The sequence below is a fragment of the Mycobacterium sherrisii genome (assembly GCF_002102355.1).
Classification (GTDB): domain Bacteria; phylum Actinomycetota; class Actinomycetes; order Mycobacteriales; family Mycobacteriaceae; genus Mycobacterium; species Mycobacterium sherrisii.
The window spans coordinates 223,614-247,556 of sequence record NZ_LQPT01000019.1 but is presented as its reverse complement, the minus strand read 5'-3'; the positions used below and the strand labels follow the sequence as shown (position 1 = coordinate 247,556).

At 67.1% G+C, this 23,943-nt stretch carries 25 protein-coding genes, 1 pseudogene and 1 riboswitch; of the genes and pseudogenes, 14 read left to right on the top strand and 12 right to left on the bottom strand.

The window, feature by feature from the left end; genetic code table 11:
* Positions 1 to 2 precede the first annotated feature (2 nt).
* Genes AWC25_RS02685 through AWC25_RS02670 form a run of 4 tightly spaced genes read left to right on the top strand, consistent with a single transcriptional unit; the run spans position 3 to position 2,638 of the window.
* The gene (locus tag AWC25_RS02685) at positions 3 to 446 is read left to right on the top strand and encodes an SRPBCC family protein (RefSeq protein WP_069398377.1); all 444 of its coding nucleotides are present in this window, start codon (positions 3 to 5) and stop codon (positions 444 to 446) included.
* 5 nt (positions 447 to 451) lie between these two features.
* Positions 452 to 1,639 (top strand): CaiB/BaiF CoA transferase family protein, encoded by a 1,188-nt coding sequence (locus tag AWC25_RS02680; RefSeq protein WP_084229101.1) that lies wholly within the window; start codon positions 452 to 454, stop codon positions 1,637 to 1,639.
* 58 nt (positions 1,640 to 1,697) lie between these two features.
* Positions 1,698 to 2,153, top strand: coding sequence for an SRPBCC family protein (locus AWC25_RS02675; RefSeq protein WP_069398378.1), 456 nt, complete (start codon positions 1,698 to 1,700; stop codon positions 2,151 to 2,153).
* Between the two features lie 41 nt (positions 2,154 to 2,194).
* A complete protein-coding gene (locus AWC25_RS02670; RefSeq protein ID WP_069398379.1) occupies positions 2,195 to 2,638 on the top strand; it encodes an SRPBCC family protein in 444 nt (147 codons plus the stop codon).
* On the opposite strand, the gene AWC25_RS02665 is transcribed toward AWC25_RS02670, so the two are convergent.
* Positions 2,616 to 3,806 (bottom strand): pyridoxal phosphate-dependent aminotransferase, encoded by a 1,191-nt coding sequence (locus tag AWC25_RS02665; protein WP_069398380.1) that lies wholly within the window; start codon positions 3,804 to 3,806, stop codon positions 2,616 to 2,618. The genes AWC25_RS02670 and AWC25_RS02665 overlap by 23 nt on opposite strands.
* Before the next feature lie 277 nt (positions 3,807 to 4,083).
* Here AWC25_RS02665 and AWC25_RS02660 point away from each other — a divergent pair, with 277 nt between their 5' ends.
* The 3 genes from AWC25_RS02660 to AWC25_RS02650 all read left to right on the top strand — a co-directional run bounded on the left by AWC25_RS02660 (position 4,084) and on the right by AWC25_RS02650 (position 8,659).
* Positions 4,084 to 5,295 (top strand): acetyl-CoA C-acetyltransferase, encoded by a 1,212-nt coding sequence (locus AWC25_RS02660; RefSeq protein WP_069398381.1) that lies wholly within the window; start codon positions 4,084 to 4,086, stop codon positions 5,293 to 5,295.
* A 9-nt stretch (positions 5,296 to 5,304) separates the two neighbouring features.
* The gene (locus tag AWC25_RS02655) at positions 5,305 to 7,449 is read left to right on the top strand and encodes a 3-hydroxyacyl-CoA dehydrogenase NAD-binding domain-containing protein (RefSeq protein WP_085166304.1); all 2,145 of its coding nucleotides are present in this window, start codon (positions 5,305 to 5,307) and stop codon (positions 7,447 to 7,449) included.
* Between the two features lie 226 nt (positions 7,450 to 7,675).
* Positions 7,676 to 8,659 carry an LLM class F420-dependent oxidoreductase gene (locus AWC25_RS02650; protein WP_085166303.1) on the top strand — a complete coding sequence of 328 codons (984 nt, stop codon included), beginning with the start codon at positions 7,676 to 7,678 and terminating at the stop codon, positions 8,657 to 8,659.
* Between the two features lie 6 nt (positions 8,660 to 8,665).
* Here AWC25_RS02650 and AWC25_RS02645 read toward each other — a convergent pair whose 3' ends face one another.
* The 4 genes and pseudogenes from AWC25_RS02645 to AWC25_RS02630 form a co-directional block, all read right to left on the bottom strand.
* Positions 8,666 to 8,959, bottom strand: a complete 294-nt coding sequence (locus tag AWC25_RS02645) for a putative quinol monooxygenase (protein WP_069398384.1) — start codon at positions 8,957 to 8,959, stop codon at positions 8,666 to 8,668.
* Positions 8,960 to 8,980: 21 nt separating this feature from the next.
* Complete coding sequence (locus AWC25_RS02640; RefSeq protein WP_372513578.1) at positions 8,981 to 9,994, bottom strand: ABC transporter substrate-binding protein; 1,014 nt, start codon at positions 9,992 to 9,994, stop codon at positions 8,981 to 8,983.
* Complete coding sequence (locus AWC25_RS02635) at positions 9,991 to 10,728, bottom strand: ABC transporter ATP-binding protein (RefSeq protein WP_069398386.1); 738 nt, start codon at positions 10,726 to 10,728, stop codon at positions 9,991 to 9,993. The genes AWC25_RS02640 and AWC25_RS02635 overlap by 4 nt, the downstream gene beginning before the upstream one ends.
* A pseudogene (locus AWC25_RS02630) lies at positions 10,725 to 11,533 on the bottom strand (ABC transporter permease). Before AWC25_RS02630 ends, AWC25_RS02635 begins: the two are co-directional and overlap by 4 nt.
* A 220-nt stretch (positions 11,534 to 11,753) precedes the next feature.
* On the opposite strand from AWC25_RS02630, the gene AWC25_RS02625 reads away from it, so the two are divergent.
* Complete coding sequence (locus tag AWC25_RS02625; protein ID WP_069398387.1) at positions 11,754 to 12,179, top strand: Zn-ribbon domain-containing OB-fold protein; 426 nt, start codon at positions 11,754 to 11,756, stop codon at positions 12,177 to 12,179.
* A gap of 14 nt (positions 12,180 to 12,193) precedes the next feature.
* Positions 12,194 to 13,339, top strand: a complete 1,146-nt coding sequence (locus AWC25_RS02620; protein ID WP_085166302.1) for a thiolase family protein — start codon at positions 12,194 to 12,196, stop codon at positions 13,337 to 13,339.
* 17 nt (positions 13,340 to 13,356) lie between these two features.
* On the opposite strand, the gene AWC25_RS02615 is transcribed toward AWC25_RS02620, so the two are convergent.
* Complete coding sequence (locus tag AWC25_RS02615; RefSeq protein ID WP_085166301.1) at positions 13,357 to 14,556, bottom strand: FAD-binding domain; 1,200 nt, start codon at positions 14,554 to 14,556, stop codon at positions 13,357 to 13,359.
* 85 nt (positions 14,557 to 14,641) lie between these two features.
* Between AWC25_RS02615 and AWC25_RS02610 the strand changes: the two genes are divergently transcribed.
* Positions 14,642 to 15,136: a SpoIIAA family protein gene (locus AWC25_RS02610; protein WP_069398390.1), complete on the top strand. Its 495-nt coding sequence runs from the start codon at positions 14,642 to 14,644 to the stop codon at positions 15,134 to 15,136.
* Here AWC25_RS02610 and AWC25_RS02605 read toward each other — a convergent pair.
* Positions 15,096 to 16,745 (bottom strand): DNA repair helicase XPB, encoded by a 1,650-nt coding sequence (locus AWC25_RS02605; protein WP_069398391.1) that lies wholly within the window; start codon positions 16,743 to 16,745, stop codon positions 15,096 to 15,098. The two genes, AWC25_RS02610 and AWC25_RS02605, sit on opposite strands and share 41 nt — an antisense overlap.
* A 9-nt stretch (positions 16,746 to 16,754) precedes the next feature.
* Positions 16,755 to 19,007, bottom strand: coding sequence for a helicase-associated domain-containing protein (locus AWC25_RS02600; protein WP_085166300.1), 2,253 nt, complete (start codon positions 19,005 to 19,007; stop codon positions 16,755 to 16,757).
* A gap of 124 nt (positions 19,008 to 19,131) precedes the next feature.
* Here AWC25_RS02600 and AWC25_RS02595 point away from each other — a divergent pair, with 124 nt between their 5' ends.
* Genes AWC25_RS02595 through AWC25_RS02580 form a run of 4 tightly spaced genes read left to right on the top strand, consistent with a single transcriptional unit; the run spans position 19,132 to position 20,766 of the window.
* Positions 19,132 to 19,323 (top strand): hypothetical protein, encoded by a 192-nt coding sequence (locus tag AWC25_RS02595; protein WP_372513577.1) that lies wholly within the window; start codon positions 19,132 to 19,134, stop codon positions 19,321 to 19,323.
* Positions 19,324 to 19,334: 11 nt separating this feature from the next.
* Complete coding sequence (gene moaC / locus AWC25_RS02590; RefSeq protein ID WP_085166299.1) at positions 19,335 to 19,865, top strand: cyclic pyranopterin monophosphate synthase MoaC; 531 nt, start codon at positions 19,335 to 19,337, stop codon at positions 19,863 to 19,865.
* The gene (locus AWC25_RS02585) at positions 19,862 to 20,344 is read left to right on the top strand and encodes a MogA/MoaB family molybdenum cofactor biosynthesis protein (protein WP_069398395.1); all 483 of its coding nucleotides are present in this window, start codon (positions 19,862 to 19,864) and stop codon (positions 20,342 to 20,344) included. The genes moaC and AWC25_RS02585 overlap by 4 nt, the downstream gene beginning before the upstream one ends.
* Complete coding sequence (locus AWC25_RS02580; protein ID WP_069398396.1) at positions 20,341 to 20,766, top strand: molybdenum cofactor biosynthesis protein MoaE; 426 nt, start codon at positions 20,341 to 20,343, stop codon at positions 20,764 to 20,766. Before AWC25_RS02585 ends, AWC25_RS02580 begins: the two co-directional genes overlap by 4 nt.
* A gap of 27 nt (positions 20,767 to 20,793) precedes the next feature.
* Here AWC25_RS02580 and AWC25_RS02575 read toward each other — a convergent pair whose 3' ends face one another.
* The 4 genes from AWC25_RS02575 to AWC25_RS02560 all read right to left on the bottom strand — a co-directional run bounded on the left by AWC25_RS02575 (position 20,794) and on the right by AWC25_RS02560 (position 23,902).
* Positions 20,794 to 21,669 carry a transglycosylase family protein gene (locus AWC25_RS02575; RefSeq protein WP_085166298.1) on the bottom strand — a complete coding sequence of 292 codons (876 nt, stop codon included), beginning with the start codon at positions 21,667 to 21,669 and terminating at the stop codon, positions 20,794 to 20,796.
* Positions 21,670 to 21,678: 9 nt separating this feature from the next.
* Positions 21,679 to 21,893: riboswitch (cyclic di-AMP (ydaO/yuaA leader) on the bottom strand.
* Between the two features lie 209 nt (positions 21,894 to 22,102).
* Complete coding sequence (locus AWC25_RS02570) at positions 22,103 to 22,396, bottom strand: MoaD/ThiS family protein (RefSeq protein WP_069398514.1); 294 nt, start codon at positions 22,394 to 22,396, stop codon at positions 22,103 to 22,105.
* Positions 22,397 to 22,409: 13 nt separating this feature from the next.
* Complete coding sequence (moaA, locus tag AWC25_RS02565; RefSeq protein WP_069398398.1) at positions 22,410 to 23,501, bottom strand: GTP 3',8-cyclase MoaA; 1,092 nt, start codon at positions 23,499 to 23,501, stop codon at positions 22,410 to 22,412.
* Complete coding sequence (locus AWC25_RS02560) at positions 23,498 to 23,902, bottom strand: YccF domain-containing protein (RefSeq protein ID WP_069398399.1); 405 nt, start codon at positions 23,900 to 23,902, stop codon at positions 23,498 to 23,500. The genes moaA and AWC25_RS02560 overlap by 4 nt, the downstream gene beginning before the upstream one ends.
* Between the last annotated feature and the right edge of the window lie 41 nt (positions 23,903 to 23,943).

Genomic DNA, 23,943 nt, shown 5'->3' with positions numbered 1-23,943 from the left:
CCATGGCGATCAACGAAACCCGCGAAGTTGTGATCGAAGCCAGTCCTCAGGAGATCCTCGACGTCATTGCCGATTTCGACACCGTGACCGAGTGGTCGCCGGCCCACCAGAGCGCCGAAGTTCTCGAGAGGGACGCCGACGGCCGCCCCGCCAAGGTCAAGATGAAAGTCAAGGCCGCGGGCATCACCGACGAACAGGTAATCGCCTACACCTGGGGCGAAAACAAGGTGAGCTGGACGCTGGTCAGCTCTGGCCAGCAACGCTCCCAAGACGCGTCCTACACGCTGACGCCGGACGGTGACGCCACCAGGGTCAAGTTTCAGATCAGCGTCGATCCCGTCGTCCCGCTGCCCGGGTTCGTGTTGAAGCGCGCCGTCAAGGGCACTATCGACACCGGCACCGAGGGCCTGCGCAAGCGGGTGCTGCAGGTGAAGAAGGGCAACTAGCCGCCATGGCCGGCGAGGGGCCGTTAGCCGGAATCAAGGTCATCGAGCTCGGCGGCATTGGACCGGGCCCACACGCGGGGATGGTGCTCGCCGACCTGGGGGCCGACGTGGTGCGGGTGCGCCGCCCCGGAGCCGTGGGGATCGCAAGCGCGGCGCAGCCGGGCGCTGCGGGTCCCCACCGTTCGGCCCAGGGGATCGCAAGCGCGGCGCAGCCGGGCGCTGCGGGTCCCCACCGTTCAGCCGCGGCGATGCCGCCCGAGGAACGCGACCTGCTGCACCGCGGTAAGCGGATCGTCGACCTGGACGTCAAGACACAACGCGATGTGCTGCTGGGGCTCGCCGCCAAGGCCGATGTGCTCCTCGACTGCTTCCGGCCGGGAATTTGCGAGCGTCTGGGCATCGGGCCCGACGACTGCGCGGCGGTCAACCCGCGGCTGATCTATGCGCGCATCACCGGCTGGGGACAAGACGGGCCGTTGGCACCGACTGCGGGCCACGACATCAACTATCTGTCGCGGACCGGGGCGCTGTCTGCGCTGGGCTACGCCGACCGGCCGCCGCTACCGCCGCTGAACCTAGTTGCCGACTTCGGCGGCGGTTCGATGCTGGTGCTGCTGGGCATCGTCGCCGCGCTCTACGAACGGGAACGTTCGGGCAGCGGACAGGTTGTCGACGCCGCGATGGTCGACGGAGTCAGCCTGCTCGCCCAAATGATGTGGACCATGAAGGGAATTGGGCGCCTGCGGGAGGAACGCGAATCGTTTTTGCTCGACGGCGGCGCCCCGTTCTATCGCTGCTATGAAACCGCCGACGGCAAGTACCTGGCCGTCGGGGCCATCGAACCGCAGTTTTTCGCGGCGTTGCTCGACGGGCTCGGCCTGGCCGCGGACGAGGTGCCCGGCCAACTCGAAATCGATTCGTATCAGCAGATGTACGACATCTTCGCGGAACGGTTCGCCACCCGCACGCGTGACGAATGGACACAGGTCTTCGCCGGCACCGACGCCTGCGTCACCCCGGTTCTCTCGTGGAGTGAGGCCGCCACCGACGAGCATTTGACCGCGCGGTCCACGGTGATCACTGCCCACGGCGTCGAACAGGCCGCTCCCGCTCCACGTTTCTCGCGAACTCCCGCTGGGCCCGTCGGGCCACCGCCGGCCGCCACCACATCGATCGACGAAATCAATTGGTAGTCGGTTAGTTACTCCGAACGTGTTTCGCCGGCCCGGCGGTATTGCTAGGTTGAGGGCAGTGGCTGTAAAGGCATCGCGTGAGTTTGTGGTTAATGCGCCGCTGGACGTGGTCATGGGGGCGCTCGAGGATGTCAACGTGCTGGAATCCTGGTCGCCACTGCATAAGCGGATCGAAGTCGTCGATCGGTACCCCGATGGCCGTGCGCACCATGTGAAAACCACCATCAGGATCTTCGGCCTCGTCGACAAAGAGGTGCTGGAATATCACTGGGGCCCGGACTGGGTGGTCTACGACGTCAAAGGGACGGCCCAACAGCACGGCCAGCACGTGGAATACAACCTCAAGCCGGAGGGCGTCGACAAGACGCGAGTGCGATTCGATATCACCGTCGAGCCGGCCGGACCGATCCCGGCCTTCGTCGTCCGGCGCGCAATGCGAAACGTGCTGGAGTCCTCGGTGAATGGCCTGCGCGAACTGGTCGCCGGTCGCGGCGATTCGGGGCCCGCACCGTAATTCCGGGTTCGAAACGGCCCGCGGTTGCTAATTTGTAGGCGGTGGCCATACGCGCATCGTCGGAAATCGTCATAGCCGCGCCCCCGGACGCGATCATGGAGGCGCTCGCAGACATGGACGCCGTGCCGTCGTGGTCGCCGTTGCACAAGCGCGTCGAGGTCATCGACCGCTATGCCGACGGCAGGCCGCACCACGTGCGGATGACCATCCGGGTGAGCGGAATCGCCGACACCGAAATCGTCGAATACCACTGGGGCGCCGACTGGATGGTCTGGGATGCGCAGAAGACCGCCCAACAGCATGCGCAGCACGGTGAGTACAACCTGGAACGCGAGGGCGACGACAAGACCCGGGTGCGGTTCACGCTCACGATCGAGCTCAGGGCGCCCCTGCCCGGATTCTGGGTCAGGTCGGCGGGCCACAAGATTTTGTCCGCCGCGCTGGAAGGACTCCGCAAACGCGTTACGGGAGAGACGGGCTCTTAGTGGTCTTGAGTGCCGCCAGCCGCCGCACCGCCTCGTCGAGCGTGTCGTCACGTTTGCAGAAGGTGAAGCGCACCAAATGATTCCAGAGATCAGCGTGCGGCGCGCCCGGATCGCAAAACGCCGACATCGGAATGGCCGCCACGCCAACCCTTTCCGGTAATACCGCGCAGAACTCGGTGCTGTCGTCGTAGCCCAGAGGGCGCGGATCGGCGCACAGGAAATAGGTGCCGTGGCTGTCGTGCACCGCAAAGCCGATGTCGGCCAGGCCCGCGGCGAGCCGGTCGCGTCGGGTCTGCAGCGAGCGCCGGAGCCCGGCCACCCATGCGTCCTCGGTGTCCAGCGCAACGGCCACCGCGGGCTGGAACGGCGCGCCGCCGACGTAGGTCAGATACTGCTTGGCCGCCCGCAGCCCCGCGATGAGTTCCGCCGGGCCGCAAGCCCACCCGATCTTCCAGCCGGTGCAGTTGAACATTTTGGCCGCGCTGGAGATGGTGATGGTGCGCTCGGCCATGCCGTCGAACGCGGCCAGCGGTAGGTGGCGATGCCCGTCAAAGACCAGCTGCTCGTACACCTCGTCGGTGATCACCAAAAGGTCCGCGGCCACCGCGATCTCGGCGATGGCCGCCAGTTCAGTCGCGGTCAGCACGACGCCGGTGGGGTTGTGTGGGGAGTTGACGATCAGCGCCCGCGTCGCGGGGGTGACGGCCCCGCGGAGCGCGTCGATGTCCAACGCGAAGCCGCGGCCGTCGGCGACCAGTGGTACGGGGACGCGACGGCAACCGGCCATCGCCACCACCGGCGAGTAGGAGTCGTAGAACGGCTCGATCAGCAGTACCTCGGAACCGGGTTCGACCAAGCCGATCACCGCCGCGGCGATGGCCTCGGTCGCCCCGGCCGTCACCAGCACTTCGATGTCCGGGTCGTAGTCGACATCGAACAGCCGCTTGCGCTGAGCGACGATCGCGTGGCGCAGCGACGCGATGCCGATCCCCGGTGGGTACTGGTTGGCGCCGTCGGCGATGGCATCCTGAGCGGCCTTTAGTAGCGATGCAGGTCCGTCCTCGTCGGGGAAGCCCTGACCCAGGTTCACCGCGCCGATCCGCGCGGCCAGCGCCGACATCTCGGCGAACACTGTGGTCGCGTAGGGCCGCAGTCGCGACACCGTCATGCTCGTCGAGCTTAGGCGCAGGGCGGCGGCTCGACCCGCACGCCCAGCGCAATGCTCGTTGTCGAACGTCCACGGTGATGTGCGGGTGTGGTGGGGGCTGCCGGCGCGCCTTCGCCGCGGGCGCGCGCGACGCCACGGCGCACGGTTGCCCGCGGAGCCGGCCGTACTCGCCCCGTTGACCTGCCGCGACCTAACCAACCAACAGGTTGGCCGGGACGCCCTGTTAGGGTGCTCCTTAGACGGACCCGAAACCCCATTTTGCGAACAGGAAGTCGATATGTCCGAAGAAGCCTTCATCTACGAGGCCATCCGCACCCCCCGCGGCAAACAGCGCAACGGATCGCTGAACGAGGTCAAGCCCCTCAACCTGGTGGTCGGCCTGGTCGACGAGCTGCGCCGCCGGTTCCCCGACCTCGACGAAAATCTGATCAGCGACATGATCCTCGGGGTGGTGTCGCCGGTCGGTGATCAGGGCGGCGACATCGCCCGCACCGCGGTGCTGGCCGCCGGGCTGCCCGAGACCACCGGCGGTGTGCAGCTCAATCGGTTCTGCGCGTCCGGCCTCGAGGCCGTGAACACCGCCGCCCAGAAGGTGCGCTCCGGCTGGGACGACCTGGTGCTGGCCGGGGGCGTGGAGTCGATGAGCCGCGTTCCGATGGGCTCGGACGGCGGTGCCTGGGCGACCGACCCGGAAACGAACTACCGGATCGGCTTCGTGCCGCAGGGCATCGGCGCCGACCTGATCGCCACCATCGAGGGCTTCTCTCGCGAGGACGTCGACGCCTACGCGCTGCGCAGTCAGCAGAAGGCCGCCGCGGCCTGGTCGGGCGGCTACTTCGCCAAGTCGGTGGTGCCGGTGCGCGACCAGAACGGTCTGGTCATCCTCGACCACGACGAGCACATGCGGCCCGACACCACCATGGAGGGCCTGGCCAAGCTCAAGACCGCGTTCGACGGCATCGGTGAGATGGGCGGCTTCGACGACGTGGCGCTGACGAAGTACCACTATGTCGAGAAGATCAACCACGTCCACACCGGCGGTAACAGCTCCGGCATCGTCGACGGCGCCGCGCTGGTCCTGGTCGGTTCGGAAGCGGCCGGCAAGTCGCAGGGCCTGACCCCGCGGGCGCGCATCGTGGCCACCGCCACCAGCGGCTCGGACCCGGTCATCATGCTGACCGGTCCCACCCCGGCCACCCAGAAGGTGCTCGACCGCGCCGGCCTGACCGTCGACGACATCGACCTGTTCGAGCTGAACGAGGCGTTCGCGTCGGTGGTGCTGAAGTTCCAGAAGGACCTGCACATCCCGGACGAGAAACTCAACGTCAACGGTGGCGCTATCGCGATGGGCCACCCGCTGGGCGCCACCGGCGCCATGATCACCGGCACCATGGTCGACGAGCTCGAGCGTCGCAACGCCCGTCGTGCGTTGATCACGCTGTGCATCGGCGGCGGCATGGGCGTCGCGACCATCATCGAGCGAGTCTGAGGAAAAGGCATGTCTGAGAACACCATTCAGTGGGACAAGGATGCCGACGGCATCGTCACCCTGACCCTTGACGACCCCACCGGGTCGGCCAACGTGATGAACGAACATTACAAGGAGTCGATGCACAAGGCCGTCGAACGTCTTGTCGCAGAAAAAGACTCGATCACCGGCGTGGTGATCACCAGCGCCAAGAAGACGTTCTTCGCCGGCGGCGACCTCAAGGCAATGATCAACGCCGGCCCGGAGAACGCCGGCGATGTCTTCACGGAGGTCGAAGACATCAAGCGGGATCTGCGCACCCTCGAAACGCTGGGCAAGCCGGTGGTGGCCGCGATCAACGGCGCCGCGCTCGGCGGTGGTCTGGAGATTGCACTGGCGTGTCATCACCGCATCGCCGCCGACGTCAAGGGCAGCCAGCTGGGTCTGCCCGAGGTGACGCTGGGTCTGCTGCCGGGCGGCGGCGGGGTGACCCGCACCGTGCGGATGTTCGGCATCCAGAACGCGTTCATGAACATCCTGTCGCAGGGCACCCGCTTCAAGCCGGCCAAGGCCAAGGAGATCGGCCTGGTCGACGAGCTCGTCGGCTCGGTGGAGGAATTGGTGCCCGCCGCCAAGGCGTGGATCAAGGCCAACCCGGACTCGCACGAACAGCCCTGGGACAAAAAGGGTTACAAGATGCCAGGCGGTACCCCGTCCAGCCCCGCGCTGGCCGGTATCCTGCCGTCGTTCCCGGCGTTGCTGAAGAAGCAACTCAAGGGTGCGCCGATGCCGGCCCCGCGGGCCATCCTGGACGCCGCGGTCGAGGGTGCGCAGGTCGACTTCGACACCGCCAGCCGCATCGAGAGCCGCTACTTCACCCAGCTGGTCACCGGCCAGGTAGCCAAGAACATGATCCAGGCGTTCTTCTTTGACCTGCAGCACATCAACGGCGGCGGCTCCCGCCCCGACGGCATCGAGCCGGTCAAGATCAACAAGATCGGGGTGCTGGGCGCGGGCATGATGGGCGCTGGCATCGCCTACGTGTCGGCCAAGGCCGGCTTCGACGTGGTGCTCAAGGACGTCAGCCTCGAGGCCGCCGAGAAGGGCAAGGGCTACTCGGAAAAGCTTGAGGCCAAGGCACTTCAGCGGGGCAAGACCACCGAGGAGAAAAGCAAGGCGCTGCTGGACCGGATCAAGCCCAGCGCCGACCCCGCCGATTTCAAGGGCGTCGACTTCGTGATCGAAGCCGTCTTCGAAAACCAAGACCTCAAGCACAAGGTGTTCGGTGAGATCGAGGACATCGTCGAACCCAACGCGCTGCTCGGGTCGAACACCTCGACGCTGCCGATCACCGGACTGGCAACCGGCGTCAAGCGGCAGGAGGACTTCATCGGAATCCACTTCTTCTCGCCGGTCGACAAGATGCCACTGGTCGAAATCATCAAGGGCGAAAAGACGTCCGATGAGGCGCTGGCGCGGGTGTTCGATTACACGCTGGCGATCGGCAAGACCCCGATCGTGGTCAACGACAGCCGCGGTTTCTTCACTTCCCGCGTCATCGGCACCTTCGTCAACGAGGCGCTGGCGATGCTGGGCGAGGGCGTGGAGCCGGCCAGCATCGAGCACGCCGGTTCGCAGGCCGGGTACCCGGCTCCGCCGCTGCAGCTGTCCGACGAGCTCAACCTGGAGCTGATGCACAAGATCGCGCTCGCCACTCGCAAGGGTGTCGAGGATGCCGGCGGCACCTACGAGCCGCACCCGGCGGAGGCGGTCGTCGAGAAGATGATCGAGCTCGGCCGCCCGTCGCGGTTGAAGGGCGCGGGCTTCTACGAGTACGCCAACGGCAAACGCACTCGGTTGTGGCCGGGCCTGCGCGAGACGTTCAAGTCGGGCTCTTCGCAGCCGCCGCTGCAGGACATGATCGACCGTATGCTGTTCGCCGAGGCGCTCGAGACGCAGAAGTGCCTGGACGAGGGCGTGCTGACGTCGACGGCCGACGCCAACATCGGCTCGATCATGGGTATCGGCTTCCCGCCGTACACCGGTGGTAGCGCGCAGTTCATCGTCGGCTACTCCGGGGCGGGCGGTACCGGCAAGGAGGCCTTCGTGGCCCGCGCACGTGAACTCGCGGCCAAGTACGGCGACCGCTTCTTGCCGCCGGCCTCGCTGACGTAGACCAGCGGTTGCGAAAGCCCCCGAAACTATTGGTTTCGGGGGCTTGTCGCTCCGTCTGGTTCCGCGAAACTTAAACGTCTGCGACGTTGCGCGGCGTGTCGTCGCAACTGGTTAAGTGTCGCGGCCCGGCCCGGCCCGGCCCAGCCCGGCCCAGCCCGGCCCGGCGCGGCCCGGCCCGGCGGCGGCTCGGCCCTCGGCCGGGCCATGCAGGCTAAAGTCGCTCACTATGCGTTTTGGACTTTTCATTCCGCAGGGCTGGCGGATGGACCTGGTAGGCATCGACCCCGCGGAGCACTGGGCGGTGATGCGAGACCTGGCGGCCTACGCCGACGGCAGCGCGTGGGACTCGCTGTGGGTCTACGACCACTTCCACACCGTGCCGATGCCCAGCGCCGAGGCGACGCACGAGGCCTGGTCGCTGATGTCGGCGTACGCCGCGACCACCTCGCGCATCAAGCTCGGGCAGATGTGCACGGCGATGAGCTACCGCAACCCGGTGTATCTGGCGAAGGTGGCGGCTACTGCCGACATCATTTCCGGCGGTCGCATCCAGATGGGCATCGGCGGCGGCTGGTACGAACATGAATGGAGGGCCTACGGTTACGGATTTCCGTCGGCCGGGGTGCGGCTGGGCCGGCTGGACGAGGGCGTGCAGATCATGCGGGACGCCTGGCGCGACGGCAAAGTCAGCTTCGACGGCAAGCATTACCAAATCGACGGTGCGATCGTCGAACCGAAACCGTTGCAGGACAACGGCATCCCGTTGTGGATCGCGGGCGGCGGGGAGAAGGTGACGCTGCGCATCGCGGCGCGATACGCCCAGCACACCAACTTCACCGCCGAACCCGATGCGTTCACCCACAAGTCCGAGGTGCTCGCCGCGCACTGCCGCGACCTGGGCACCGACTTCGACGCCATCGTCCGCTCGTCCAACTTCACCGCGATCGTGGGCACCTCCGACACCGAGGTCAAGGACCGGCAGCGACGGGTACGCGACCGGTTGGCCGAGTATGTGCCTGAGTCGCTGGCGGATTCGATGACGTCAAGGCTGCCGGACTCGGCGTCGGGCACCACGGAGCAGGTGATCGAGCGGCTGGCCAAAATGGCCGATCTCGGCTGCGAATACGCGATCGTGTACTTCCCGGAGGCGGCCTACGACCGCTCCGGCATCGAGTTGTTCGAACGCGAAGTGATTCCCGCGCTGAGCTAGCGGTACTCAGACGTCGCTGGTGAGGTACCGCTTCTTGACCGGTGGGCTGGCCAGCAGGGGAGGAAGCTGGGTGAGCTTGCCCTCGCCTGCCCGAAAGCTGCGGTAGGCCTCGTCGGCCTCGATCGTCTCCCAGATTTCGTAGACCAGCCAGTGCGCTTCGTCGTCCTCGTCGATGAGCACGTCGGTCCGGACGTTTCCGTCGAAGGCTCGAGTGTCTTGCAGCGCGCGCCCCATCAGTTCGCGCCCCGCGGCGACTTCTTCGGGCTTGAAGTTGAGCTCAAGTATCACAGTGACCGTCACTGCCGTCTCCTCGTATCGTCTTTACGCCCCGCTGGCCGCGAGCACGCTGTTGAACCTACGGTCAACCCACTTGACAAAGTCAGGCGCCTCCGGCATTTGATCGGCGGCCGCGAACAGGTCGGCCAACCGTTGTTCGGCGCTGACCACCTTATCGTCCAGGGGAACCGGTTGCCGCACCTGCCGACTCTGCGCCAGCGCGGCGATTTCGGGCTTGAGACCGACGGCTTTGCCGTACTTGGCCGCCCACTGTGCTGGGTTCGTCCGGGCCCAGCGGGCGGCGCGTTCATAGCGGATCAGAAGGTCGGCCAGCGCGGAGTTGCGTTTCGGGTCGGTCAGCGCCCGGGTCGAGGCGCTGCCGAACCAGTAGCCGTTTTCGGCGTTGCCAAGGTTGCGCACCTTCAAGGTGAGCTCGGCCTGCGCGGTGTAGGGCTCCCAGACGACCCAGGCGTCGCCCTGTCCGTTGGCGAAGGCGGACAGCGCGTCGGCGGGCTGCAGGAAAACCAGCTTGACGTCTTTGGGCTTTAGACCGTTATCGGCCAGGTGCTCAAGCACATTGGCGTGTGCGGCGCTGCCCCTGGCAACCAGGATCGTCTTGCCCGCCAGATCGTGGACCGTGGTGATCGGCGAGTTCGCCCGGACCAGGATTTGCTCGCCCGGTGCGGCGCCATCCCACGCGGCCACCACTCGCGTCTTGGAGTTGGCGGCAGCGCCGAAAACCGGCGGCGTGTTGCCGGTGATCGCGAAATCGATCTTGCCGGCGGTCAGCGCCTCGATTTGCGGCGGGCCCGAGGTGAACGTCGAAAACGTAATCTTGTAAGGCAGATTGTCCAGGGCATTGGCCGCTCGCAGCAGCGCTTCGGTGCCACCCTTTTGGTCGCCGACTTGCAGGGTCACGGCGGCGAGCTCGGACAGCGGTACCGCCGCGGGCACCCCGATCAGTTGCGGCCCCAACGACCGGGACACGCACGCCGGCGCGAACAGCGCAACCCCCAGCACGAGACCGACGCGAAAGACGAAGCGCCCCAAGGCTGTCAATGCCGAACGCCGAGCTTATCGAGGAGGTCGGCGCGGTAACGATCGTGCTGGGCGGCGCGCTCGGCCGCGGTCGGCCGCGGGGCCTCGATCTCTAACCGGTGAGCGACCCGGCCGTTCTCCAGGACCAGCACCCGGTCGGCCAGCTCGATGGCCTCGTCGACGTCGTGCGTGACCAGCAGCACGCCGAATCCGTGGGCGCGCCACAAATCGAGCAACAACGCCCGCATCGAGAGCCGGGTGAGCGCATCGAGCGCACCGAACGGCTCGTCCAGTAACAGCAGCTGGGGTTCGGCCACCAATGCCCGTGCCAGCGAAACCCGTTGCGCCTGACCGCCGGACAGGGTCAGCGGCCACGCTTTGGCATGGTCGGTCAGCCCGATTTCGGCCAACGCCCGCTCGGACCGGGCGCGGGCGGCATCGGGGGAAAGCCGAGCGCGGTTGACGCCGTACTGCACATTGGTGAGCACGTCGCGCCACGGGAAAAGTCGAGGCTCCTGGAACGCGACCGCGGGTGCACCGGCGACCTCGCGCTCACCGGTGTGGTCAGCGGAAAGCCCGGCTAGCACCCGTAATACGGTCGATTTGCCACACCCGCTGCGGCCCACCAGCGCGACGATCTCGTGGGCGCGGATCTCGAGACAGACGCCGTCGAGTACCTTGCGGGTGCCATACCACTTGTCGATGTTGGTGAGCTTGCCGACGACTGCGATCTGTCGTTCGGATGTCACTGTCATGTCCGATACCTCAGAGCTCGCTGTTCCAGCACTCGGACGATGGCGTCGGTGCCGATGCCGAGCAAGGCGTAGACGACCAGGCAGAAGATGATGATGTCGATGCGCAGAAAGTCGCGGGCGTTGTTGATCAAAAACCCGATGCCCTTGTCTGCGTTGATCTGTTCGGCGACGATCAGTGTCAACCACGCGATGGCCAGCGACTGTCGCAGCCCGACCAGCACCTGCGGCGCCGCGCTCGGCAAGATGATGGTGCGCAGTCGCTGCCCCAGCGAAAGCCAAGGACGTCAGCGGTTTCCAGTAGTTTCGGATCGACCTGCTTGATCGCCGAGAGGGTGTTCAGGTAGAGGGGGAAACTGACGCCCAGCGCGACCAGCAGCACTTTGGGTAGTTCGCCGATACCGAACCACAGGATGAACAGCGGAATCAGACCCAGGTGGGGCAGCGCCCGCACCATCTGTAGCGGCGGGTCCAACGTTGCCTCGAACCAGCGCGACAACCCCACCGCCGCACCCAGCGCCACCCCGATCACGCCGCCGAGCAAGAGGCCTTCGACGACGCGCAGCCCGGATACCTCGAGCGCCTCGGCGAGCTTGCCGTTGCGGATGAGCTGCAGACCGGCGTCGAAGATCAGCTGCGGGGCCGGAAGGACGTCCTGGGGGATGAGCCCGGTGGCACTGAAGAATTGCCACAACACCACCAGCAGCACCGGTGAAAAGATCCGCAGGACCGTCCAGCGGCGCTGCCTGCGCGCTCGGCCGGCCGCCGACGGCGGCGCGGCGACCGCCTCGGCGGGGATGCTCACCATCGTTTGGACAACCTCGGGGGGACGGCGGGAACTGGCCGTGCCCGACGCTAGGCCGCGGCGCGGCGTGGGATAAGGGTTTGGCTCCGGGTGACGGGAATGCGATGTCAGTGACCTCCGGAGGCGTTCGCGCTACCCGAAAGAGAATGCCGTTTCCACTTTTCGGAAGGCTGTTATACGGTTCAGTGAGCAAAGTTCTGTTCGACCGTCGGAGGATCTTTCGATGCAGAAGGCACTCGCCCCGGAGATCTCAACCTGGCCCGAGGACACTCCGCAGCTGATTGGCAGCCGGTGCGGCGACTGCGGCGCCACCGCGTTCCCGGTGCAGGAGCGATGCCCCCGCTGCAGCGCTGCGGCGATGAGCGAAGTGCTGCTGCCGCGCACCGGAACCCTGGTGGCCTGGACGACGCAAGGCTTCCCGCCGGGTGCCCCGTATGCCGGCCCGACCGGGAAGGATTTCGTGCCGTTCGGTGTGGGCCTGGTCCAGCTGGGTTTGGGGGACGAGGCGGTGATCCGTGTCGAGGGTCGGCTGACCGAGAACGACCCCGCCAAGCTGAAGTTCGGGCAGCAGGTCGAGCTCACCATGGTGCCGTTCACCACCGACGCCGACGGCAACGAGATCGTCACCTTTGCGTTCCAGCCGGTCTAGAAAGAGAGCCACCAATGACCAACGACGTAGCCATCATCGGTGTTGGCCTGCACCCCTTCGGCAGGTTCGACAAAACCGCGATGCAGATGGGCGCCGAGGCCATCCAGCTCGCGCTCACCGACGCCGGCGTGGCATGGAAGGACATCCAATTCGGCTTCGGCGGTAGCTACGAGGTGTCCAACCCCGACGCCGTGACGCGATTGGTCGGGCTGACGGGCATCACCTTCACAAATGTGTTCAACGCCTGTGCCACCGCGGCCAGCGCGATCCAACAGACCGCCGACACGATCCGCCTGGGCAAGTACGACCTCGGCATCGCGATCGGCCTGGACAAGCACCCGCGCGGCGCCTTCACCGACGACCCTGCCAAGTTGGCGCTGCCGCAGTGGTACGCCCAAAACGGGCAGTTCGTCACCACCAAGTTTTTCGGCATCAAGGCCAACAAATACCTGCACGACCACAACATTTCGCAGCAGACATTGGCACGGGTGGCCAACAAGAACTTCCGCAACGGTGCGCTGAACCCAAATGCCTTCCGGCGCAAGGAGATCCCCGTCGAGGAAATCCTGAACTCGGCGGTGCTGAACTACCCGTTGACGCAGTACATGTTCTGCGCGCCCGACGAGGGGGCAGCGGCCGTCGTCATGTGCCGTGCCGACATCGCGCACAAGTTCACCGACAAGCCGGTCTACGTCCGGGCCAGCGAGATCCGCACCCGCCGCTTCGGTGCCTACGAAGTGCATGCCACGTCGGCACCGCTGGAGGAGGATTCGTCCCCGACGGTGTATGCGGCCAAGGCGGCCTACGAGGCCGCGGGCATCGGATCCGAGGACGTCGACATCGCGCAGTTGCAGGACACCGACGCGGGCGCCGAGCTCATCCACATGGCCGAGACCGGTCTGTGCGCCGACGGGGAGCAGGAGAAGTTGCTGGCCGACGGCGCCACCGAAATTCACGGCTCAATTCCGGTGAACACCGACGGCGGTCTGATCGCCAACGGCGAGCCGATCGGCGCGTCGGGTCTGCGGCAGGTGCACGAGCTGGTTCGCCAGCTGCGCAACGAGGCGGGGGAGCGTCAGGTGCCCGGCAACCCGCGGGTCGGCCTCGCGCAGGTGTACGGCGCCCCGGGTACCGCATCGGCAACGATCTTGTCGCTCTGAGTGATTCCCGTCGTGGGTCAATGCGCGCTGGGCGACTCCGCGTACTCCGGTAGCGCGATGTCGTCGCGGAATTCGCGGCGCAGGACCCATTCGGCCAGCCGTGGCACGTTGAGTAGTTTGGATGTTTGATTGCGCGTCCACACGCCCAGTGCGGTCTTGGGTGCGAAGATCGTGGCGAAACCTCGCGCCGACCGTTGTCGCATTTCGACGATCGGACGCAGCCGGCTTTCATACCGACGAAACGCGTCCTGGTGGTCGGCCCCGCCGCGATTGAGCTCACCCGCCAGTGTGTAGGCCTGCACCATCGCCAGACCGGCACCCTCGCCGGCCAGCAACGAGACCGCGGCCGCGGCGTCACCGATCAGCGCCACCCGCCCGTGCGACCAGCGGTCCATCACGGTCTGGCTGACGCGGTCGAAGTACACGTCGGGGGCGTCGTCGAGTCTGCGCAAGATTTCTTGGCATTCCCAACCCTTTTCGCCGAAGACTTGCTGCAGTGCGGCCTTGATTTGGGATCCGTCGTCGGGGTCGGGGTCACCGAGGCGATCCGAGGTGAAAACGAAGAGGAACATCGTCTTGTCGTCACGCATCGCAAACCGGGCCACCATCCGCCCGGGCATGGTGTAGGCGAGGTATACGAGTTCATCGCGCGGCCGGTAGCCCTCGGCTTCGAACGCCGCAACCCGGTAGCCGAGGTCCGCCGCGAAGCGTGATTCTGGACCGAACACCAAATCCCTTACCGGCGAATGGATTCCGTCTGCCCCGATCAGCAGGTCGAAGTCTCTTGGCCCGCCCCGCTCGAGTGTTACTCGTACACCGGCGTCGTCGTGCACGATGGACGAAATGCGCTCACCGAACAGGGTTTCGACGCGCCCGTCGATCAATCGATAGATCAGTGCCGCCAGGGCGCCGCGGGGGATGGTGACGAACCTGCCGTCGACGAGGCGGCGGAACACGTCGGCCGAAAAGCCGCCCACTCGTTGCGAATTGCGGTCGACCAGACGCACTTCTTGCACGGCATACCCGGCGGTGTGCAGGTCGGCCGCGAGCCCCATACGTTCGGCAACGGCGTACCCGCCACCCCAGAAATCCACCGCATAGCCGCCGGTGCGCAGCCTTGGCGACCTTTCGATAAGGGTCGGTTCGTGACCGTAGTGGGACAACCAGTATGCAAGCGTGGGTCCGGCGATGCCGGCACCGACGACGGCAATCTTCATGCGATGACCTCTTGACGAGCTGGAGTGGTACTACTATAGCACTATAAAATAATTGCACTAGGATACAAACCAAGGCAGGACCGCAGTGCTCAAGGAACTCCCCGGCCTGCCCGACGGTGTGCGGGGGTTGGAAGCCGTCGGGACGGTGACGGCAGCGGATTACGCGGGGGTGCTGGCCCCCATGGTCGATCACGCCGGTCGGACCGGGGAGCGACTACGGCTGCTTTACATGTTCGGGCCGGGTTTCCGGCGCATCACGCTGGGAGCGCTGTGGGCCGACGCGCGACTGGGCATCAGCTACCTGCGATTGCTCGACGGGTGCGCCGTCGTCAGCGACATCGGCTGGATCCGCTCACCGAGCCGTGCCATCGGGGCCCGGCTTCCCTTCCCAATCCGGGTGTACGACAACGACAACCGTGACGATGCCGTGGCATGGCTGACCGCGCTGCCGCCCGGCCACGCCGTTTCATCGCTCGCGGTCGCCACAGCCTACGTCGGCGGAATCGCCGCCGGCATCGCCGGCCTGCCCGGTCTTTTCGTCAAATCGCGGGGCCCAGCAGATCGTCCGCGTCGCGGATGATGTAACCGTAGCCCTGCTCGGCCAGGAAGCGCTGCCGGTGCGCGGCATAGTCGGCGTCCAGGCTGTCGCGGGCCACCACGGAGTAGAAGATGGCCCCGCCACCGTCGGCCTTGGGCCGCAGCAGCCGGCCCAGCCGTTGAGCCTCCTCCTGGCGTGAGCCGAAGGTTCCCGAAACCTGCACCGCCACCGACGCTTCGGGCAAGTCGATGGAGAAGTTGGCGACCTTGGACACCACCAGCGTGGATATCTCTCCGGAGCGGAAGCTCTCGAATAACGCCTCGCGTTCCTTGGTCTTGGTCGAGCCCTGGATCACCGGGGCATTGAGTACCGCGCCGAGCTCGTCGAGCTGATCAAGGTAGGCGCCGATCACCAACGTCTGCTCGCCGGGATGTTTCTCCAGGATCGACTTGACCACGGCGATTTTCGTGTGCACCGTCGAGCAGAGCTTGTAGCGCTCTTCGGGTTCGGCGACGGCGTACATCATGCGCTCGTTGTCGGTCATGGTGACCCGAACTTCGACGCACTCCGCGGGGGCGATCCAACCCTGCGCCTCGATGTCTTTCCACGGTGCGTCGTAACGCTTCGGGCCGATCAACGAGAACACGTCACCCTCACGGCCATCCTCGCGGATCAGCGTGGCGGTCAATCCGAGGCGGCGCTTGGATTGCAGATCGGCGGTCATCCGAAAAACCGGTGCCGGGAGCAAATGCACCTCGTCGTAGACGATCAACCCCCAGTCCCGGCTGTCGAATAGTTCCAGATGGCGGTATTCGCCCTTACTGCGCCGGGTGATCATTTGGTAAGTCGAGATGGTGACCGGCCGGATTTCCTTGCGCTCACCGGAGTATTCACCGATCTCGTCCTCGGTCAACGAGGTTCGCGCGATGAGCTCCCGCTTCCATTGCCGCGCCGACACGATATTGGTGACCAGGATCAGCGTCGTCGCACTGGCTTTCGCCATGGCCGCGGCGCCGACCAGCGTCTTACCGGCGCCACAGGGCAGCACCACCACGCCAGACCCGCCGGCCCAGAACGAATCCGCCGCCAACCGCTGATAATCACGCAGCTCCCAGTCGTCCTGGTCGAGGCTGATCGGATGCGCCTCACCGTCGACGTAGCCGGCCAGATCCTCTGCGGGCCAACCGATCTTCAACAACATCTGCTTGAGCCGGCCGCGTTCGCTGCCGTGCACGACGACGGTGTCGTCGTCGATGCGGGCACCCAGCATCGGTGCGATCTTCTTGTTGCGCAGCACTTCCTCGAGCACCGCGCGATCCAGGCTCACCAGGGTCAGGCCGTGGGCCGGGTGCTTGATCAGTTGCAGCCGCCCGTACCGGGCCATGGTGTCGACGATGTCGACCAGCAACGGCTGCGGCACCGCGTATCGGGAGAAGCTGACCAGCGCGTCGACCACTTGCTCGGCGTCGTGGCCCGCGGCGCGGGCATTCCACAACGCCAGCGGGGTGATGCGGTAGGTGTGCACGTGCTCGGGTGCTCGCTCCAGCTCGGCGAACGGGGCGATCGCCGCGCGCGCCGCGTCGGCCTGCTCGTGGTCCACTTCCAGCAGCACCGTCTTGTCGGACTGCACAATCAACGGTCCGTCAGTCATAACAATCCATTATCCGTTGTGGTCCGACACCACCGATGTGATGCGGTGAATCGCGAAATCGCGCAGCCGCCCCGACGCCGAATCGAAGGCCACCAGCTGGCCGCCGCGTATCGCGATGGGCGACACCATCCGCTGGGTGGCCACGCCCGCCGCGTCGAGATACCCGATCACCAGCGTGTCTTGGTTTTTGGCGGCGTCTTGCAGCAGCGCCATCGCGGCCACCGGTTCGACACGGCTGCTGCCGAACGGGGCGGTGGTGACCTTACGCAGCACCGAGACAACGGCGGTCAAGGTCTCGCCGCTGGGCCGCGGGGACGCCCGGTACGGACGGCGTTGCTGTGGGGTGGGCACCCGGGCCCGCAACGGGCGGACGTCAACGATGGCGCCGGTGGAGTCTTCGGCGGCGGGGGCAAAGCCTGCGGCCCGCAGCGCGGTGAGCACCTCGCCGATCGCAGCGGGCGAGACCGCCACCGTCGGGGCCAGGGCGCGCAGTTGCAAATCCTCGGCGGCCGCCACGGCCTGGGCCAGCAGGGCCGGGTCCTCGCAGCGCACGAACGACGAGGCCATCCCGATCCGGAGTTGGCCGTGCCGGCGGGCCACATCATCGATGAGATAGGTGAGACCTTGGGGTACAGGCGTTTTGGAGTGGCCGGCAAAGAATGCGTGCATCCAGTCCCGGGTCTTGCCGACGTCGAGTGCATGCCGGATGGACTGCTCGCTGATCCGGTACACCATCGCCGCCCCGGCCGACTCGACCGTGGCCACCGTCGCCAGTTCGTCGGCAAGGTCGCGCTGCAGAGGTCCCGGCACCACGACCGTCAAATCGGCCTGCATCAGGAAGTGGTCGATCGGTTCGGGCAGCGCGCGCGCCATCGCGTCCAGGGTGGCGGAAAAATCGACGGTCTCCTCGAGCAGCGCGCGGCCAGGAGTGCTGATCGCGCCGCGGCCCACCAAACCCAGCGCGTGGCTCTCGGCCAGCAGATCCGCGACGGGGCCGGGCTGCAGGCGCCGGGTCCACCGGGGGCGACGCCAGATCAGCGCCGCCGAGGCGCTGCTCGCATCGACCCCGGCGCCCGGGGGCAGGCTGGCGAGCATGTCCAGCAGCAACCGCCGGTCCAGCGGCGCGGCCGTCGAGTAGAGCGAATCAGACAGGGCCGCATACGGTTTCCCGTCAGGGCCGCGATCCCCGATCAGCGCGGGCCGGCCGGGTAAATCGAGCCAGGCGGCGGCCAGCAGGTGCCAGCGCCCGGCTGTGGACATCGCGGCGAAGCGGTCGGCCGCCACGGTCGGCGCCCAGTACGGGCCGTCACCGCTTTCGGGTTCCGGATCGGGCCGGCCGCTGGCGATCAATCCGGCCGCGGCGCAGACCTCGAGCACCAGCCCCAGCCGCGGCTCGTCGATGCCGGTGGTCTTGGCCAGCCGTTTGACCTCGCGAACACCCAGGCCGCCACTGCGCAACTCGGGAACCGGTGTGGTGCCGAGGCTTTCGAGCAGCATGTCGACCTCGCGCAGCAGGTCGAGAACCGCCCCGGCCGCGGCGGCGTCGGAATCCTCGGCCGTGGTCCGCGACACCACGGGGTCGGGCGCCGTCAGCTGCATCGGGCCGGGCTGCTCGCCCCGCAACACCTGCCCGACGTGGCGGGGCAGAATCACCGTGTCGGCGTCGAGGCGTCGCAGCAGACCCATCGCCAACAACTGCGGGATCGGCCGATCGGCCGGTGCGCCGGGGGCGGCGTCGCGGGTACGGCCCATCGGCGAGCCCTCGAGCAGCCTGTCCAGGACGTCGCGCTGCGGCTGGCTCAACCCGTCGATTCGCTCCGCGATCTGCGTGCCGGGGCTGGAATTGTCTTCCAGCGTCACCTGTCCGGGATGCCACGGCAACGCGGTGCCGGTGTCGGCGGACAACCGGATCGCGGTGTCCCCCCATACCAGGGCGCGCTGCCTCAGGTCGTCGAGCGCCTCGATGACCTCGTCCTCGGGGGCGCGGCCGTCCAGGAGGGCCAACAGCTTGGCGGTCGGCACCGCGGCGGTGTCCGCATGCAGCACCAGTAACGCGTCGAGCACCGCCAGCCGCAGAAAGTCCAGCTCGTCGGTGGCGGCCTTGACCGATTGCCGGACCGCGGCGCGCGCGGCCAGGGCCGCGATGCTGCCGGGGGGCGGCTGGGCAAGGTCTGGCCGTAGTTCCAGCAGTCGGATCAGCCGCTCGTCGGGCAAGTCGGCAAGCCAGGACCCCAGCGGGATATCCGGGGTGTTGTCGGTCATCGCTGACCAGCGTAAAGCAGCTCGCCGATCCCGGTCTGCGGCGAGCACGCACGCTGGGGGTTACCGGCGGGGACGAGGCCGACTAGCGGCACGCGCGCGCACGCGACCTGTCAGAATGTACGACGTGGCTAACAGTGCTGAAGGTAAGAACAGGTACGTCGACAACGGCTGGCCGACGACGGACCCCGACGACCACGCGGTGAGCGAGCTGGTGACCGATCGCACGGGTGCACTCTCGCCGTTTGGCGACCTGGTCTTCCCCGTCGACCCCGACCACCTGCCCTACGTCCATCCGGTCACCGTCATCAACCGGTAGGTAGCACCGGGATGGCCGGGTTATCCGGGACGCCCAGACCTGCGCAGCCCGAGCAGTCGGCGGAACCGCGCCCGGCCGCGCTCTCGCACCTCGACGAGCGGGGCGCGGCGCACATGGTCGATGTGACCGAAAAGCAGACCACCAAGCGCACCGCCGTCGCCGCGGGAGCGCTGCGGACCGCCGCGCATGTGGTGGAGCTCATCTCCCGGGGAGGGCTGCCCAAGGGCGACGCTCTCGCGACGGCCCGGGTGGCCGGGATTCTGGCCGCCAAGCGCACCAGCGACCTGATTCCGCTGTGCCACCAGCTCGCCCTGACAGGGGTAGACGTCGAATTCACCGTGGGCAAGTCGGACATCGACATCGTCGCCACGGTCCGCAGCACCGACCGTACCGGTGTCGAAATGGAGGCGCTGACCGCCGTGAGTGTGGCCGCGCTTACGCTCTACGACATGATCAAGGCGGTTGACCCGGCGGCCCGTATCGATGACGTCCGGGTGCTTCGCAAAGAGGGTGGCAAGACCGGAAGTTGGGTGCGGGGATGAGCGCCCGGACCGCCCGAATCATCATCGCCTCGACCCGAGCCTCCAGTGGCGTGTACACCGACAAGTGCGGGCCGATTATCGCGGAATGGCTTGGGCAGCATGGCTTTTCGGTCCCCGAGCCGGAAGTGGTCGCGGACGGGAAGCCGGTCGGTGAGGCGCTACGCGCCGCGCTCGACGACGACGTTGACGTCATCCTCACCTCCGGCGGTACCGGTATCTCCCCGACTGACGCGACCCCGGATGAGACCGTCGCGGTGGTGGACTACCTGATTCCCGGTCTGGCCGATGCCATTCGGCAGTCGGGCCTCCCCAAAGTGCCGACATCGGTGTTGTCGCGCGGAGTGTGTGGGGTGGCCGGCCGCACCCTGGTCATCAACCTTCCGGGTTCGCCCGGCGGGGTACGGGACGGGCTGGGTGTGCTCGCCGACGTGCTCGACCATGCCCTTGATCAGATCGCCGGTAAAGACCACAACCGATGACGGTCGTGTTGCGCGCCGCGATGACCGAGCAGCCCATCTCCCTGGATGAGCATGAGGAGCTGGTGGGCCATCGCTCGGCCGGTGCCATCGTCGGGTTCGTCGGCATGATCCGCGACCACGACGAGGGACGCCGGGTGGTGCGTCTCGAATATTCGGCCCACCCGACCGCGGCGCAGGTCATGGCGGAGGTGGTGGCCGAGGTAGCCGAGAAGTCCGCCGGCGTGCGCGCGGTCGCGGCCAGCCACCGGATCGGGACGCTACACATCGGGGAGGCCGCGCTGGTGGCGGCGGTGGCCGCCGATCATCGGCAGGAGGCGTTCGCCACCTGTGCCGACCTCGTCGACACCATCAAGGCGCGCCTGCCGGTCTGGAAACACCAGTTTTTCGACGACGGCACCGACGAATGGGTGGGTTCGGCCTGACGGCCGGCCCGTCCTGGAGCGCGGTGGTCAGGCGACGGGCGCCGACAGCGCCAGTGCGTCCAGTGCGTCGTTCCCGTTGACGTTTTCGGCGCGGATCGCGTCCCACACCTTCTGCGTGTAGCCGACCTTGACGGCCTGCTGGGGCGCCTGGGTGTCGGCGGGCGGCGGTGCGTCCTCGGGTGGCGGGGCCGGTTGGTCGAAGGACGCCGGCGGCGGAATCTCGGCCGGCGGGGCAGGAACGTCCGCGGGTGGGGGCGGCACGGCGTCGGCCGGTAGAGGGAGGGGCAGATCCGCGGGCGGCACCGCGTCCGCGGGCGGCGGTGGCACAGGAGCATCCGCCGGCGGGGCGGGCGGCAGATCCGCAGGCGGCGGTGCCGGTTGGTCGAAGGAAGCCAGTTGTACCGGCGCGGGCGAATCCGCGGGCGGTGGTGGCGGGGGAGCGTCGGCGGGCGGCGGAGCGTCGGCGGGCGGCGGCGCCAGGTCGCCGTTGAGGCCCGGGACGTCCAGGCCTGCGGGGGTGGGGAGCACTTCCCGCGGGGTGGGCGCGGACAATGGACCACCGCATACCGGCCAGGCGCCGCGTCCCTGAGTCGCCAGGACCCGCTCGGCGACCGCGATCTGTTGTTCGCGAGTGGCCAGTTGAGCCGACGGGGCGTACTCGCGGCCCCCGTGCGAGGCCCACGTGCTGGCGTTGAATTGAACGCCGCCGTAGTAGCCGTTGCCGGTGTTGATGCCCCAGTTGCCACCCGATTCGCAGCGGGCTACCTGATCCCACTCGCTGTCCGTGGCCGCGGCCGCTTGACCCGCCAGGGCGATACTGCCGCCACCAAGAACCGCCCCGGTAAAGGCGATCTTGGCGACGTTGAGGTTGGATGTCGTGGGCTTGCGGTGACGTCCGCTCATACGCGCCGAAATTCCTCTCTGCACGCGCCTGCGAGGTCAGCTGTCGGGTTCGGGTTGGAGAGGCCACCCGGCCAGCGTCGTCTTCGATCGATGCCGAAGAGCCGACGCCGGCTTCACCCCAAGGAGTCGCATGCGACCCCGATTCGGCGGACCGGTGGGTCCCCCGCCTCCATCCACATTCCGGGGTCCCTCACCCATTGGATGGAGCTCGGCGCTATGGGTGAGAGAGGACCGCCATCGGTTCTCAGTTGGCGAGCCTGCGGAGACGGTAACCGGTCTTGTCGGCCGCGTCACTTTCTGTGCGACTCGGCGTTTCCCGCGCGGCAGTCCGCGAAAGACGCAGGAGCATCAGGGATTTGCGCAGGTCAAAACAACCGGATATCGGGCTGTGTCCGCGCCGTTATCATTCCGTTACGTGAGTTATCTCACAAAATCAACCACCCGCAAACGGGGGTAACACGTCGATCGTGTTACCTGCCCGCAACGGTTTGGTTGCGTCGCGAACCGCGATGCCGTCGCAGAGATAGGAGCACCGGCCGAGCACGGTTGCAAGGCGGGTACCCGAACCGGCGAGCCTTTGAACCAACTCGGCTACAGTGGTGCCCGGGCGCAGGACGACCGTTTCCGTCTCGACGCCCGCGGCGGCGCGCGCGGCGGCGAAGTATCGAACCGTCACCGCAAAGCCATCGGGGCCTTCGGGGCCTTCGGGGCCATCGAGGTCTTCGATGTTGAGGGGAGACTCAGCCACCGATCGCACTCATCGGACGGTCGGGCTGGACAAAGTTCGGGTCGTTGATTCCGTGTCCGGCGGGCTTGCCCCACATCGCGGCGCGCCACGCCGTCTCGATCGCGTCGTCGCTGCCGCCGGCGCGCAGCAGGCCGCGCAGGTCGGTCTCGTCGGTGGAGAACAGGCAACTACGGATCTGGCCGTCGGCCGTGAGCCGGGTGCGGTCACACGCCGAGCAGAACGCGTGCGACACCGAGGCGATCACCCCGAACTTTCCCGTCGGCGTTCCCGGTCCCGTATCGACCAGCCACAGCTCGGCGGGCGCCGAACCGCGAGGTGCCGGGTCCGGCCGCAGCCGGAAGTGCGGCCGCAACGCCGCCAGCACGTCGTCGGCGGTCAACGTTGAGTCGCGGCGCCATTGATGCCCCGCGTCCAGCGGCATCTGCTCGATCACCCGCAACTGATAACCGTGCTCGAGACAGAACCCCAACAGCTCGACGACATCCGCACGGCCGGTGGCGGGATCCAGTACGGCGTTCACCTTGACCGGCGTCAAACCGTTCTCCTTGGCGGCGGCCAACCCCGCCACCACGTCGGCGAGCCGGTCTCGCCGCGTGATCGCCGCGAAGCGGTCCCGATTCACGCTGTCCAGCGAGACGTTGACGCGGTCCAGCCCGGCCGAGGCCAGGCCGGCGGCACGCCGGGCAAGACCGACGCCGTTGGTGGTCAGGGAGATCTGCGGTCGTGGCTGCAGTTCGGACGCCGCCGCAACGACCTCCTCGAGGTGGCGGGACAGCAGCGGCTCACCGCCGGTGAACCGCACGTTGGTGATGCCCAGCCGGGTGACGGCGACGCGCATCAGCCTGGACAACTCGTCGGAATCCAACAGCTGGTCGCCGGGCAGCCAGTTCAGGCCCTCGGCGGGCATGCAGTAAGTGCACCGAAGATTGCAGCGATCGGTCAGCGATATCCGCAGATCGGTGGCGGCCCGCCCGTAGGTGTCCAGCAGCGGGCCCTCGGTGGGCATCGCGCCCGCGAGGGTGCCGGGATGCGGGGCCGCGACCGGGCCGCGCACCTTCGGCAGTCCGAGCGCCGTCAGTGTCATGCGGGCACTCCGGAAAATTGGGCCGGCGCGGCGACCGGGACGATCTCCTTACCCAGCGGCATCAGCGACACCGGGATGAGTTTGAGATTGGCCAGGGCAAGGGGAATGCCGATGATCGTGATGGCCATCGCCGCCGCGCTGATCAGATGGCCGATCGCCAGCCAAATACCGAACAGCAGCACCCAGATGACGTTCCCGATTAGGGCGCCGGTGCCGGCGCTCGGCTTGTCGACGATCGTCCGGCCGAAAGGCCACAGCGCGTAGGAGGCGATCCGCAGCGACGCGAACCCGAACGGAATCGTAATGATGAGCACGAAGCTGATGAGCGCCGCCGCCAGGTAGCCGAGGGCCATCCAAAGGCCACCGAACACCAGCCAGATGATGTTGAGAACCAGGCGCATTTCACCTCCCGCGGTACTGCCAGCGTAGCGAGTAACGCGGA

Bases quoted from the DNA above. Each gene is read 5' to 3' on its own strand.
- AWC25_RS02580 (WP_069398396.1), top strand. From the start codon at position 20,341: ATGACGGTCGTGTTGCGCGCCGCGATGACCGAGCAGCCCATCTCCCTG.
- AWC25_RS02615 (WP_085166301.1), bottom strand. From the start codon at position 14,556: ATGAAGATTGCCGTCGTCGGTGCCGGCATCGCCGGACCCACGCTTGCA.
- AWC25_RS02560 (WP_069398399.1), bottom strand. From the start codon at position 23,902: ATGCGCCTGGTTCTCAACATCATCTGGCTGGTGTTCGGTGGCCTTTGG.
- AWC25_RS02655 (WP_085166304.1), top strand. From the start codon at position 5,305: ATGTCTGAGAACACCATTCAGTGGGACAAGGATGCCGACGGCATCGTC.
- AWC25_RS02635 (WP_069398386.1), bottom strand. From the start codon at position 10,728: ATGACAGTGACATCCGAACGACAGATCGCAGTCGTCGGCAAGCTCACC.
- AWC25_RS02600 (WP_085166300.1), bottom strand. From the start codon at position 19,007: ATGACCGACAACACCCCGGATATCCCGCTGGGGTCCTGGCTTGCCGAC.
- moaA (WP_069398398.1), bottom strand. From the start codon at position 23,501: ATGACACTGACGGCGCTCGGACTGCCGAAGGTGCGCGGCCCGGTCGCG.
- AWC25_RS02665 (WP_069398380.1), bottom strand. From the start codon at position 3,806: ATGACGGTGTCGCGACTGCGGCCCTACGCGACCACAGTGTTCGCCGAG.
- AWC25_RS02650 (WP_085166303.1), top strand. From the start codon at position 7,676: ATGCGTTTTGGACTTTTCATTCCGCAGGGCTGGCGGATGGACCTGGTA.
- AWC25_RS02585 (WP_069398395.1), top strand. From the start codon at position 19,862: ATGAGCGCCCGGACCGCCCGAATCATCATCGCCTCGACCCGAGCCTCC.
- AWC25_RS02685 (WP_069398377.1), top strand. From the start codon at position 3: ATGGCGATCAACGAAACCCGCGAAGTTGTGATCGAAGCCAGTCCTCAG.
- AWC25_RS02620 (WP_085166302.1), top strand. From the start codon at position 12,194: ATGACCAACGACGTAGCCATCATCGGTGTTGGCCTGCACCCCTTCGGC.
- AWC25_RS02660 (WP_069398381.1), top strand. From the start codon at position 4,084: ATGTCCGAAGAAGCCTTCATCTACGAGGCCATCCGCACCCCCCGCGGC.
- moaC (WP_085166299.1), top strand. From the start codon at position 19,335: ATGGCCGGGTTATCCGGGACGCCCAGACCTGCGCAGCCCGAGCAGTCG.
- AWC25_RS02680 (WP_084229101.1), top strand. From the start codon at position 452: ATGGCCGGCGAGGGGCCGTTAGCCGGAATCAAGGTCATCGAGCTCGGC.
- AWC25_RS02575 (WP_085166298.1), bottom strand. From the start codon at position 21,669: ATGAGCGGACGTCACCGCAAGCCCACGACATCCAACCTCAACGTCGCC.
- AWC25_RS02625 (WP_069398387.1), top strand. From the start codon at position 11,754: ATGCAGAAGGCACTCGCCCCGGAGATCTCAACCTGGCCCGAGGACACT.
- AWC25_RS02605 (WP_069398391.1), bottom strand. From the start codon at position 16,745: ATGACTGACGGACCGTTGATTGTGCAGTCCGACAAGACGGTGCTGCTG.